Genomic DNA, 12,915 nt, shown 5'->3' with positions numbered 1-12,915 from the left:
CTTATGAATAGAAAATTCCCCCTCGCTGCTTCAGCAAGGAAAGTCTAATCAATTTTAAAAAGGGCGTATTATGCATAAATTTAGCAGATTGTGTGTATTTTTTATTTGAATGAGGTTTTAGGCTTTAACACTTTGGCTAAATAATAGTTTATTTTCATTACGTTACTATTAGATTTCTTTTTCCCATAATTACCATAAAATAATGAATCGGTTTAATTTGGTAATAATTCAAAAGAATATATGAAAAACATTAAATTCAGACACTAAGACTAAAAAATCATCTGCAAAAGCAATTTATTCCTTTATAGTCTCATCACATGAGAAAAATTGGAAACGGTTAGGAAGTTTTATGAATATGGATCAAGTCCGTTATGTTGATGACGCAATTACCTCTCGTCATTCTGTACGTGCATTTTTAAACACTCCTGTAGACACCCAAACCATTAAAGATATTTTGTCAGTATCCAGTCGTGCACCTTCTGGCACAAATACCCAACCATGGAAAGTCTATGTCATCACAGGGAAAAAACGCACAGAAATGATCGATCGCGTTTGCGCCGCACAATTGGAACTTTATCAAAAACCTGAGCTTTCTGAGCAATATAAAGAAACTTTTGCTTATTATCCTGAGACTTGGATCTCGCCCTTTATAGACCGTCGTCGTGAAAATGGCTGGGGACTTTATGGATTATTGCAAATTCAAAAGGGCGAAAAAGAGAAAATGGCTGCGCAACAACTGCGTAACTTTCAATTATTCGATGCACCTGTAGCACTTTACTTTACTGTAAATAAAATCATGGGAATTGGTGCAAAAATGGATATTTCCATGATGCTTCAAAACGTGATGATCGCGGCTAAAGCTCGAGGATTAGATACTTGCCCTCAAGCAGCTTGGAATCATTTTCATCCGATCGTTTTAGATGTGTTGGGTGCACCTGATGATGAAGATTTAGTTTGTACGATTGCACTTGGTTATGCCGATCCAGATCATATTGTGAACACCTTCATTACCCCACGCGAACCTGTAGAGAATTTCACTGTTTTTGTAGAGTAATAAGGATTCAAGAAGTAGACAGTATCTCTAAGCAGAGATACTGTTGTTTAGCTGACGACCAACTTTCAAAATTGCATATAGCCCTGCACTGGTAAACATTAACATCATTAAGCCCATATTAAATGATGCTTTCCAAATCAAGAAATTCAAAATTACACCACCGAGTAATCCGCAAGCGAATTGCATACTGCCCATAATGGCGCTGGCTGTACCTGCCCTTGCACCTTGTTTAGACATCGCCAATGCCATTGCATTAGGACCAGTCAAACCAATTCCCGAAACTACAAGAAATAAACCAGACATGAGAAACCATAGTGGTGCATCAGCCATTGCCCCTGCACACACCACAATCACAGCACCAAAACATTGAATTGAACCACCCAAGCGCAATCTTGGGAAAATGTCCATTCGCGTGTTTAAATGTTTATTTAAAGATGACATCAACATAATACCCGCTGCATTTAAGGCAAAGGCATACGAAAATTGTTGTTGAGAAAGTCCATATTGCCCCATAAATACAGCCGATGCAGAACTGATATAACAGAAGAGTGCAGCACCAGTTAAGCAACCAGCAAACATAGGCACTCTAAAGCTTTCATCTTTTAAAATCGCTGCATATAGCGTTGTTACTTGATAAGTCGATAACTTTAAGCGGCGCTCTACAGGTAATGATTCTTTAAAGAAAAAATGAACACATAGCCAACAAATGACACCGACTACCGCCAAACTCACAAAGATGGCTTGCCATACAAAAAAGTTTAAAATCCATGCGCCAAACATCGGAGCCAAAATCGGCGCAAGTCCCATCACAATCATCATGCTTGAAAATGCTTGTGCAGAGCCTTGCATATCTAAACGATCGCGTATTGCGGCCCGTGCAATCACAACACCAACACATCCACCCAATGCCTGAAAAATACGTGCAACAATCAACGTCCATTCATTTGTTGTAAACACACATGCCAAACTCGCAATCACATAGAGTGTTAAGCCAAAATATAACGGCGGTTTTCGACCAATTCGATCACTCACGGGACCATAAATAAGTTGACCAATTGCCAGTCCGAGAAAATATGCAGGAAGTGTATTCGAAATCATTTGTGTACTTACCCCGAACTCATCTGCCATTTGCGGCAAAGCGGGTAAATACATATCTATGGATAAAGGACCTAAAGCAGTTAAAAGCGCAAGTAACATAATCCAAGCTGTTGAATATTGACGTGAATTAGATTGCTGCACCTTCATAATACTGCACTTTTCAAGTTTATTAGTGGTGTAAGCTTAACATCTCTGCTTTATTTTGTGCATAATAATGAGAATCCGCTTACGCATGATCAGTGCGATCAGCGCGCTTAAAAATGATTGGATAAAACTAAAAAGGACACATTTTGAATCCTTGGTTCGGACGTTTAAAACAGATCACGTATAACACCACGTTTATGTATAACGTGCGGATGTTAATTGCTTTTACAGGGACAGCTTTTGTTCCTTACTTTTTGAATTATCAGCTTGCTACCATTCCACTGACCTTAGGCGTTGTTGCTGCGGCGATTAGTGATATTGATGATCGCTTTTCCGTACGCATTATGAATTTGATCTATACCTATATCGGATTCTTCATCACTGCGGCATCGGTTCATCTTTTATTCCCTTACCCGATTGCTTTTGCAATCGGCTTAATTGCCTCATGTATCGGCTGGATTTTACTAGGTTCTTTAGGTCGTCGTTATGCGACGATTGCCTATGGTTGCTTAGTCATTTCAGTTTATACCATGCTTGGTGTGCATCTATTTGAGCAATGGTATTTACAACCTGCGCTTTTAGTACTTGGGGCAGCTTGGTACGGTTTATTATCCACCATTAGTTTTTTACTTTTCCCTGTTCGAAAAGTCCAAGATCAGCTCTCAGCATCTTATTCAGCATTGGGTAGCTTTTTGTTTGCAAAATCAAATTTATTTGATGTTGATATGACACCATCAAGCTACCAGCAAAGCATGATTGATATCGCACTTGAAAACGGTAAGTTAGTTGCGATCTTTAATGAGATGCGAATGTCGCTTTTAACGCGTCTCAAAGGTGACCGAGGACAAAAAGACACGCGAAGAAGTTTGCAGTATTATTTTGTCGCTCAAGACATTCATGAGCGTGCAGACTCAGCGCATATTGATTATCAGAAACTAGCAAAAGTGTTTCAGCACAGCGATATTCTTTTTCGCTTTCAACGCATCTTATCGATTCAAGGCAAAGCGTGCCAAGACTTAGCGCAATCTATTTTAACTCGCACTCGTTATGAGCATAACAAACGCTTTAAACATAGCTTTGAAAATTTAAGACTTTCCCTAGAAAAATTAAGAAAAGATGGATTTTATGATCAAGTACGCATCAATGCCTTATTTGCACTTTATCAGAACTTAAAATCAATTGATGCACAGTTGCAGAACTTAGAAACTGAACGTAATCTTCAACAAATCAATGCACAAAGCGCAGAAAAACAACTTAAGGATGATGATCTAAAAGGGTGGAGTGACATTATCGTACGTGTTAAACAACACTTGACCCCTGAGTCGGTGTTATTTCGCCACGCTGTACGATTATCGATTGTGCTATTTATAGGCTACTTATTTATTCAACTGACCAATATTGCCTATGGTTATTGGATTTTATTAACTGCTCTCTTTGTTTGCCAACCGAACTTTAATGCGACCAAGCGACGTTTATATTTACGAATTATCGGAACCTTGGTCGGGATTATTGTTGGACTCGCCATTATTTATTTTATCCCTTCAATGGAAGGACAATTAGTCATGTTGGTACTGAGTGGCGTCTTATTCTTAGAACTTCGCAGTAAACAATATGCACAAGCAACTGCGTTCATTACCATTTTGGCACTAATCAATTTTAACTTGGATGGATCTGCTTTTGCAGCGGGCTTGCCCCGCTTCATTGACACAGTGATTGGCTGCGCTTTAGCTTGGTTTGGGGTCAGTTTTATTTGGCCAGATTGGAAATTTCGCAGGTTACCTCGCTCGATTCAACGTTCTTTGCAAGCGCAGTGTAAATACTTAGCAGAAGTTGTTGAACAATATCATCATGGTCGAAATCATGATTTAAACTATCGTGTGGTGAGACGAGCAGCACATAATACAGATGCTGAAGTCGCTTCCCTCATTTCAACCATTGCGACTGAACCGAATATTGATATTAATCAGAAAACTTTAGCTTTCGAGTTTTTATGTTTGAGTCACACTTTTTTAAGTTATATCGCGGCTTTAGGTGCTCATCGTGCACAAATTCAAGATCAAGAAATATTGGCTTTACTTGATCAAGCTTTAGATGATATTCAAGGCGCACTTTTAAGAGATGAAGTTCCTGATTTATCAGCACAAAATATGATGCAAACCATACGTGAACATTTGAATCGTGATGAAGAAACCGATGAGAAATCACTCATCATTTTACAGCAATTGTCACTTATGCTCAGTGTGTTAACACGCTTAAGTATGTTAAAACAAAGTTTAAGTCACGAGCCAAATGAAGATGGCACTGAGTTTGCATCTTTATAACGTTTTTTGAGATGTTAGAGTGCTTTGTACTGTATAGATGTTATCAGTACATCAGCATTGTGGAATCGCAATCGACCTTCATCATTCACCATTGGCATAATATCTTTGCATGCCAATAGGTGTTAAACTTAACCCAGTTCTAAAACTCATTTTTTACATTATTATGACCGCCAAAACACTATACGCTTACACGCTACAACCTGTTCCCTATGAAGTCTCTGAAGTTGAACAACGTCAAGCTCAACTGATGATTTGGCGTAGTACCAACAAATTCAGCCGCAAAGCATGGATGATTATGATTGCACTGGTTGTGCTCTCTTTAGTTGCAGCAGGACTTATCAAATATTATTCAACTTACTCAACTATAATTTGTTGGGTGGTAATCATTGGTGTCGCTCTGTTTTACTTGACCAAAAGATTTGGGCTTGAGTGGTATGTAAAACGTAAAATGAATGAGTTCCCTGTTCAAGAAACCAAGGGCTTGCGCTTAGGTGTACAGCAACATGGGATCGTAATGCGTCAAAAAGTAGGCATGCAAGATGGCATTATGACTGTCGGTTGGAAAGACATTTACGAGTGGTACAACTCCCCTGACTTTATTTTGGTTAACTTCAAAGTGAAAACACCAAAGGGTGATGAGCAACAAGGCGCTTATATTTTGCCAAAGCGCATGGACTCTAGAAACTTTCCATTTAATACTGTTCGCAAGCATTTAACTGAAATCGTTGGTCCTGCTAAGCAAGTTTAATTTTTAAAATCTAAAAACCTTTCACAATGAAAGGTTTTTTTACACCCTTAAAAATAAATGAGAATCAAAATCAATATTACCTAGAAAATCCATATTATATTCTTAATCTTGAGTTATAATTTTTTACATGAATTTCATTATCTTTTCATGATTTGACCATGCTAAAAAAAGTTTTTTTCCAAATTCACTGGTTCTTAGGAATCACTGCAGGTTTGATTCTCTCTTTGATGGGAATAACAGGGGCAATTTACTCTTATGATCAGCAAATTCTCAAATGGATCAATCAGGACAGTTATGTTGTACAAGCTGCAACAACGCCTAAATTAACTCCTGCTCAGCTTTATCAACATTTTAATCAACAGCAACCAGAAATTGTTATCAATAGTGTGACGATTGAAGCCAGCCCTACTGCATCTTCGACAGTTAATATCAAAAAAGAAGGCGCTCGGCGTGGTTATAATATGATGGTGAATCCATATACTGCTGAAGTGTTGCCTGAAGTCAAAGGACGCGAATTTTTTCAGTTTGTTCAACGATTACATCGCAATTTAACCGTCGGCGAATTTGGTGCACAAATTACTGGTGCATCGACCTTGATGTTAATTTTCTTTGTACTTAGCGGTATTTATCTGCGTTTTCCTAAAAAGCATACTGTTAAACAATGGTTATTCATTAAACCCAAACTAAAAGGTCGTAATTTTATTTGGGACTTACACGCAGTTGTGGGAACGTGGGTGATCGTTTTTTATCTTTTATTTGCGTGTACTGGCTTATATTGGTCTTATGACTGGTGGCGTGCTGGCATGTTTAAAGTGATGGGGGTAGAACAACCTCAACGCAATCAACAAAATAACGAACATAATAAAAAGAAAGAGCCTGCTTTATCTCCTCAGCAAGTCAATACCATCCTTACCCAAACATGGACTGGTGTAAACGCCCAAATTGGTCATCAATATTCTAGTCTAACACTAAATATTCCTAAAAAAGATGATGCAAAAGTTGAAGTATCTTTTGTTGATCCAACGCCGCAACATGAACGCGCTCGCAATCAAGCTGTTTATAACTATGAAAAGAAAAAATTTGAAAAATTAGAGCTTTATGAAGACAAAAAACTCAATGAAAAAATTATGAGCAGCATGTTGCCTGTTCATCGTGGCAGTTTTTTTGGTTCAACCTATCAATTTATAGCATTGCTTGCTTCCCTTGTCATGCCATTATTTTTTGTAACGGGTTGGATGCTTTATCTCAAACGACGTAAGCAGAAAAAACAGACTCTAGCAGCTCGTCAATCTGTGACGACACAACAAATTGATCCCAATGCTAAATCTTGGTTGATTACTTATGCATCTCAAACGGGTGTAGCAGAGCAACTTGCTTGGCGAACAGCAACAAGCCTACAAGAAGCTAAACAGCCAACAACGGTTAAGCCTATTCAACAGCTTACGCCACAAGATCTTCAGCAAGCCGAGCAAGTCTTATTTGTGGTAAGTACCTATGGAACAGGTGATGCGCCAGATCTTGCTTCAAGTTTTACTAAAAAAGTGATGCGACAAACATTTGATTTAAGTCAAATGCAGTATGCTGTTTTAGCCCTAGGTTCAAAAGAATATCCGAATAGCTATTGCAGTTTCGGTCACGCAATTGATGTATGGCTTAAGCAATCTAAAGCGCAAGCTTTGTTTGATCTGATTGAAGTCGATAACGCCAATATCAATGATATTCAGCGTTGGAATCAAGCACTATCAGTCATCACCAAGCATGAACTTCATGCCATGAATATTGAAAAAGTCTTTGACGAATGGATGTTAAGCGAACGCTATGTACTTAATCCAAACAGTGTTGGTGATCCTGCTTTTAACATTGAATTAACAGCACCACATGATATGACTTGGCATGCGGGAGATATTGCCGAAATACAACCTGCAAATAGCTTGATTGAAATTCAGGAATTTTTGGTTAAATATCAAATTCCAGCACATGCAGTAGTTGAGTCGCTCAATCTTGAAATTGAACAAGTCTTGTGGGATAAAAACTTACGCACGGATATTCAAAGCTTTAAAACACTTGAAGAGCTATTAGCACAACTACCAATCTTAGCTACACGAGAATACTCGATTGCCAGTATTCCTGCACAACAAAGATTAAGATTAGTAGTGCGTCAAAAGCGTGATGCAAATAATCAACTTGGTCTTGGTTCTGGCTGGTTAACTGAGTTTGCTCAACTGAAACAGGAAATCTCATTACGTATTCGCACCAATGAATCTTTCCATTTAATAGATGACAATCGCCCAATTATTTGTATTGGTAACGGTACAGGTATTGCTGGTCTGATGAGCTTATTACAGCAGCGTAATCGACAAAATTACACAGCAAATTGGCTCATATTCGGTGAACGTCAACGTGAGCATGATTTCTTTTATCAAGAAACAATTAATGCTTGGAAAAATATGGGAACGCTGCAACGTCTCGATCTTGCTTTTTCTAGAGATCAAGAACAACGTATTTATGTTCAAGATATTCTTCGAGAAAATGCCGAGGAACTCAAACACTGGATATATCAAGGTGCAGTGATCTATGTATGCGGTAGTATTGAAGGTATGGCTTCAGGTGTAGACCAAGCTTTAAATGACATACTTAGCGAAGAGAAAGTAGATGAACTCCGCCAATCAGGACGCTATCGTCGCGATGTATATTAAGTAATTTTAATGCGCAGAAAGACGAGTGATTTTCACTCGTCTTTTTTATTTTAATGCACTCAAATTTGCCTTTCTACGAATTTTGCATACACTTAGCACGACTCAAATCGACTACGATTAAGATTATGCAATTAAGCTCATGGATACGCATTTTTATAGCCCTTATTGGCTTAGTTTTACTCTTCGATGGTGCGATCTTAATCGCCTTTAAAAAGATTCATATTGGAACCGTTATCCCTCTCGTATTGGGATTATTTCTTTGTTTTTATTCGTTCTATTACTATTATATTGAACGATTCTTCTTTTACCATTTCCGCTTACATTCAATTTGGCGTTTTGGGTGGCTATGTTTTTGGGTTTGGTTGATCAGCTTAGGCTATTTTTTTAATCACCTTTCAAAAAGCAATCCAATCAATCAAAAAGTTCCAACTGCTGAAGCCATCATCGTTTTAGGCAGTGGTGTAGAAAATGGAGAACCGTCTGTTACGCTAGCAAAGCGATTAGATCGCGCAGCACCAGTAGCACGATCTCAGCCTAATGCAAAATTAATTGTATCAGGTGGCGTCGATTTTGGAGAAGTCGATAGTGAAGCATTGGTTATGTCCCGCTATCTACAAAAAAACTATCATATTCCCGCATCACAAATTCTGTTAGAAGATAAAAGCACTAGCACAGAATTGAATCTTATTAATAGCCAACCTTTACTAAAAGCACATAACATCACTATTCAACAGCCGATTATTATTGTCACCAGTGATTTTCATACCCCTCGTGCTGCTGCAATTGCCAAAAAACAAGGTTATAGCAACTTTACCATGCTTGGCTCAACCACTCCGCTATCAACACGCTACAATGCATGGCTAAGAGAATATTTTGCCTATGTGAGTGGTTGGTTACTGAATGAATATTGATGAGCGAATAACCTCAATTGCGATTCAAACTTATTTATGCAGTCGAATATCACGTGGCATAGGTAATTTTAATTCTGCAAACACGTCTGGACGCTGCAAATAAATTTGATATAGAAAGTTTTTAATATCCAATAACAATGTATCTGGTGACACCAAAAGGTTATTTCCTTCTGGTGTTAAATCCAGTGATAACATCGTATTATTTTCTTTTAAAAATGGAATCAGCTTTTCAATCAGTGCTGACAAAGATACTTCTTGGATCTCATATTTAGCCCAATTATCTTTGATCAATAATTTTGCTAGTCCTTTATGTTGCCAAATTGATAAAGCATGTTGACCAGATGGCGTTGAACACAAAGCCCAACCATCATGATACAAAGCAATAACTTGACGTTGAATAATAATATTTTGGATAAACTGACGATAAGCATCTTTCGGTAATGAACTGGATGTTGTTGTTTTTGATTTCGACGCAGCCTTGCGTTGATAAGGGTTTTTCATAAAATTACTTCAATATTAGAATCATTATTAATGCCAATATTAAAATATTTTACGTTAAAGTACAATGATTTGATTTTAATAGAGAGAATATGGTGGGCGCTGACGGGATCGAACCGCCGACATTCTGCTTGTAAGGCAGACGCTCTACCAACTGAGCTAAGCGCCCTGAGGAATAAAAATTGATTGAATATCAATTTTTATGACGCAAGACAAACGGAGTGCGTAATGTCTTACATTGTCACCCTCTTGAACAGGGAATCAAGAGAATGGCGCAGCGGACGGGGCTCGAACCCGCGACCCTCGGCGTGACAGGCCGATATTCTAACCAACTGAACTACCGCTGCACTGCATTACTTCCAACGAAGTAAATGTCACAAATATGGTGGGCGCTGACGGGATCGAACCGCCGACATTCTGCTTGTAAGGCAGACGCTCTACCAACTGAGCTAAGCGCCCTGAGCGAGGTAACAAACTTAAAGTTTTGCTTTTTAAGTTTGTTTGAATAAAAAGAAAAAATCAATCTATTCAACTCTAACCAAGCATGCAAATTTAAAGTGGCGCAGCGGACGGGGCTCGAACCCGCGACCCTCGGCGTGACAGGCCGATATTCTAACCAACTGAACTACCGCTGCACTATAATTTTGCAATTATGGGTAAAACGATATTAAAACTTAAGTGGCGCAGCGGACGGGGCTCGAACCCGCGACCCTCGGCGTGACAGGCCGATATTCTAACCAACTGAACTACCGCTGCACTTGAGTTTTAACGTAAAGGCTTGGTGGGCGCTGACGGGATCGAACCGCCGACATTCTGCTTGTAAGGCAGACGCTCTACCAACTGAGCTAAGCGCCCTTAACGTCTTCATCGTTTGTGAGGTGCATTATAGAGAATCTTTACAGCCTGTCAAACGCTTTTCCGATTCTTTTTAGAAAAAACAGTGTGAATGATTAAAAAATAGGTGATTCCGTTAAAAAATAAAGATTTCCGTATTTTATTTAGGCACTTATTGAAAATTTAACGGCTCATTTTCCAATGCTTGCTCTGAAATATAAACCAAAGCTTGTTCTGAAATCAGTTGAAAAATTTCAATCACATCTTTATTTCTCATACGAATACACCCATGCGACATCGGTATTCCCATCGGTTCGGTATCAGGGGTACCATGTATATAGATATAACGTCTAAAAGTATCGCAACCTTCCCCTTTGTTAAATCCAACTTCTAATCCATCTAACCATAAGATTCGAGATAAAATCCAATCCCGTTCGGGAAATTGCTGTGCAAGTTGTTGATCGTATATTTCACCTGTTGCTTGTCTAGCAATGAATACCGAATTTTCTTGAGCGTCTAAACCTATTTTTTGTGCAACTTGATGCCAACCTCTAGGCGTCTTGCCACTGTTTTCTTGCTCCCCTATGCCATTTTTACCCGATGAAATCACATAAAATTTATTGTGTTTAGGCAAATGCAACGTTTGTTGTGCTAGGTCAATAAGAATATCTGCCTGATCAAGCATATAGGACATTGTGATCTCAAGATGAATAAAACATGATTATTTCAACATAGTCAGCAATCATTTTCTTGTATTTTTCAGTAGTTTTAATTTACAACAAGTTTTAAAACCAATAAGCAAATACTCAATTAAATATGAATATCTTATAAATCAGTCAAAACTGTTTGATTGCTTAACCGATACTTCTATTAGCCTGATGATAGACCATAAGATGTTTAGCTGAGCAACCTACTTTTGATTGAGTTCTAGCTCAACTTTCGACTCTGGTCGCATCCACAACCAAATTGCTACGATTAACATTGTTAAATCTGTAAATACTTTTACTAAAAAGGGTGCATTGGTAAATAACATTAAAATACCGCTAAGCAGCATCATAATACTGGCGATCCATTTTGCTTTACGCGGCACTGTTCCATTTTCTCGCCAATTTCTTAATGTAGCACCATATTTAGGATGACTCAGTAACCAAGCATCCATTTTTGGCCACCCTTTCGATGCAGCCCAAGCAGCTAAAATCAAGAAAACCGTTGTTGGCATACCTGGCAATATTGCACCAATAATGCCGAGCGTAATAAAAATTACCACTAGACCTCGCCAGAACAAAGTTTTCATTGAGCCATAACCAATAAGCTAATCCAAGCGTGCTAGTATAAATTGTTTTTTCGCTGCTTTCTTAAACTTAGCGCGCTTATTTCCACAATTGGGTTAACTAATGATTAAAGCGATTTCTCAAAAAAAATATTTTGAACCATGGACTCAATTTAAGACGCCAATTGTTCGGCAACTGGCGTTTTGTATCGCCAGTCCAAATATTTTGATCAGCATTCCAACAGAACTAAATATAAAAAATGACTTTGAATTACATCATAATCATGAATGGCGAAATTACTATGATTCATACGAAATACGTTTACATGAACTTGATCAAGCACCGCATGTTTTAATTGATTTTCTCTCACGTTTGAAAAGCACCCGTTTAGGATTACGTTTTGAAAATTTATTGTGGTTTTGGTTATTAGATAACGCTTATCACCCTTATCAACTTTTAGGACATAGCATCCAAAAAATTAATGGTGCTACTACCTTGGGTGAGCTTGATTTTGTGGTACTCAATACAATATCAAATGAAATTGAACATTGGGAAGTTGCGTTAAAATTTTATCTTGGGGAAGATCTACTCTATTTAGATCAATGGTTTGGTCTCAATCGGCAAGATACGTTACAAAGGAAATTACGACATTTTACCGATCGTCAATTTCAGTTTTCACAAGCTTTAGAACATACAATTCAACGAAAAATAGCTGTGATAAAAGGTCAATTATTTATCCCGTTTGAGCAGAATAATCCAGCATTGCCTGATTGGATAAATACCGAACGTCGTTTGGGTTATTGGGGAACAAAAATCCCAAGTACATCATTTTATCGTTTACAGCGGCAAGAATGGTTATGTCAAAACAATCAACCCTCTTCTGAAACAGCAAAATGGTGGACAAATGGTCTTTATTATTCAGGAAAAAGTGAGCCGCTATTTTATATGTTTCGCAACCCAGCTATTTTATTAAGTGCTACTTAATCAAATCATTTTTTATAAAGTAACATTTTATAACACATCTACCAACAAACCATCATGTTCATTTTATGCGTTTTTTTTTAGCCTTGATGAACATCATAATTACATTTAAACGGAGAAGATGATGAAAAAAATCTTAGTTGCTTCAATCATGACTGCTTTTGTTTTAACTGGCTGTAATACGTTTAAAGGCTTTGGGCAAGATGTTTCTAAAGCTGGTGACAAAGTGAGTCAAACTGCTGAAAAAACTCAAGATAAAATGTAATTTAACCGAACAAACTGCACTAAACCTTATCTATTCTTAGATAAGGTTTATTTTGACATACCTTTCTTCTTAAGATTCCCCTATCATATCGGCT

General features: G+C 37.9%; 11 protein-coding genes and 6 tRNA genes. 7 read left to right on the top strand and 10 right to left on the bottom strand.

Features of this window, described 5'->3' with window-relative positions; all coding sequences use genetic code 11:
- Nucleotides 1–349: 349 nt before the first annotated feature.
- On the top strand, nucleotides 350–1,054 hold the full coding sequence (locus NGC85_RS03615) for a nitroreductase (protein ID WP_254804867.1): 705 nt from the start codon (nucleotides 350–352) through the stop codon (nucleotides 1,052–1,054).
- A 27-nt stretch (nucleotides 1,055–1,081) separates the two neighbouring features.
- Here NGC85_RS03615 and NGC85_RS03610 read toward each other — a convergent pair whose 3' ends face one another.
- Complete coding sequence (locus NGC85_RS03610; RefSeq protein WP_254804866.1) at nucleotides 1,082–2,299, bottom strand: multidrug effflux MFS transporter; 1,218 nt, start codon at nucleotides 2,297–2,299, stop codon at nucleotides 1,082–1,084.
- Between the two features lie 143 nt (nucleotides 2,300–2,442).
- Here NGC85_RS03610 and yccS point away from each other — a divergent pair, with 143 nt between their 5' ends.
- The 4 genes from yccS to NGC85_RS03590 all read left to right on the top strand — a co-directional run bounded on the left by yccS (nucleotide 2,443) and on the right by NGC85_RS03590 (nucleotide 8,972).
- Complete coding sequence (gene yccS, locus NGC85_RS03605; RefSeq protein WP_254804865.1) at nucleotides 2,443–4,617, top strand: YccS family putative transporter; 2,175 nt, start codon at nucleotides 2,443–2,445, stop codon at nucleotides 4,615–4,617.
- Nucleotides 4,618–4,780: 163 nt separating this feature from the next.
- Nucleotides 4,781–5,365, top strand: coding sequence for a hypothetical protein (locus NGC85_RS03600; protein ID WP_254805542.1), 585 nt, complete (start codon nucleotides 4,781–4,783; stop codon nucleotides 5,363–5,365).
- Nucleotides 5,366–5,523: 158 nt separating this feature from the next.
- Nucleotides 5,524–8,061: a sulfite reductase flavoprotein subunit alpha gene (locus tag NGC85_RS03595; RefSeq protein ID WP_254804864.1), complete on the top strand. Its 2,538-nt coding sequence runs from the start codon at nucleotides 5,524–5,526 to the stop codon at nucleotides 8,059–8,061.
- Between the two features lie 125 nt (nucleotides 8,062–8,186).
- Nucleotides 8,187–8,972, top strand: coding sequence for a YdcF family protein (locus NGC85_RS03590; protein ID WP_254804863.1), 786 nt, complete (start codon nucleotides 8,187–8,189; stop codon nucleotides 8,970–8,972).
- Between the two features lie 30 nt (nucleotides 8,973–9,002).
- Here the strand turns inward: NGC85_RS03590 and NGC85_RS03585 are convergent, their stop codons facing one another.
- The 9 genes from NGC85_RS03585 to NGC85_RS03545 all read right to left on the bottom strand — a co-directional run bounded on the left by NGC85_RS03585 (nucleotide 9,003) and on the right by NGC85_RS03545 (nucleotide 11,598).
- On the bottom strand, nucleotides 9,003–9,473 hold the full coding sequence (locus tag NGC85_RS03585; protein ID WP_005055838.1) for a DUF2750 domain-containing protein: 471 nt from the start codon (nucleotides 9,471–9,473) through the stop codon (nucleotides 9,003–9,005).
- A 90-nt stretch (nucleotides 9,474–9,563) separates the two neighbouring features.
- Nucleotides 9,564–9,639 (bottom strand) — tRNA-Val (locus NGC85_RS03580).
- Nucleotides 9,640–9,740: 101 nt separating this feature from the next.
- A tRNA-Asp gene (locus tag NGC85_RS03575) sits at nucleotides 9,741–9,817 on the bottom strand.
- Nucleotides 9,818–9,853: 36 nt separating this feature from the next.
- Nucleotides 9,854–9,929, bottom strand: a tRNA-Val gene (locus NGC85_RS03570).
- A 99-nt stretch (nucleotides 9,930–10,028) separates the two neighbouring features.
- A tRNA-Asp gene (locus NGC85_RS03565) sits at nucleotides 10,029–10,105 on the bottom strand.
- A gap of 44 nt (nucleotides 10,106–10,149) precedes the next feature.
- Nucleotides 10,150–10,226, bottom strand: a tRNA-Asp gene (locus NGC85_RS03560).
- Nucleotides 10,227–10,249: 23 nt separating this feature from the next.
- Nucleotides 10,250–10,325, bottom strand: a tRNA-Val gene (locus NGC85_RS03555).
- Nucleotides 10,326–10,476: 151 nt separating this feature from the next.
- Entirely contained in the window at nucleotides 10,477–10,998 is a 522-nt protein-coding gene (elsL, locus tag NGC85_RS03550; protein ID WP_254804862.1) for a cell wall-recycling L,D-carboxypeptidase ElsL, read from the bottom strand.
- A 216-nt stretch (nucleotides 10,999–11,214) separates the two neighbouring features.
- Nucleotides 11,215–11,598, bottom strand: coding sequence for a YbaN family protein (locus NGC85_RS03545; protein ID WP_254804861.1), 384 nt, complete (start codon nucleotides 11,596–11,598; stop codon nucleotides 11,215–11,217).
- A 100-nt stretch (nucleotides 11,599–11,698) separates the two neighbouring features.
- Here NGC85_RS03545 and NGC85_RS03540 point away from each other — a divergent pair, with 100 nt between their 5' ends.
- Both NGC85_RS03540 and NGC85_RS03535 read left to right on the top strand, forming a co-directional pair.
- A complete protein-coding gene (locus NGC85_RS03540; RefSeq protein ID WP_254804860.1) occupies nucleotides 11,699–12,559 on the top strand; it encodes a DUF1853 family protein in 861 nt (286 codons plus the stop codon).
- 118 nt (nucleotides 12,560–12,677) lie between these two features.
- A complete protein-coding gene (locus NGC85_RS03535; RefSeq protein WP_165569309.1) occupies nucleotides 12,678–12,821 on the top strand; it encodes an entericidin A/B family lipoprotein in 144 nt (47 codons plus the stop codon).
- Nucleotides 12,822–12,915: the final 94 nt, after the last annotated feature.

The sequence above is a fragment of the Acinetobacter sp. Z1 genome (assembly GCF_024296945.1).
GTDB lineage: Bacteria > Pseudomonadota > Gammaproteobacteria > Pseudomonadales > Moraxellaceae > Acinetobacter > Acinetobacter beijerinckii.
Note: the sequence above shows the minus strand (reverse complement) of the source record. Positions and strands in the feature narration are given on the sequence as shown.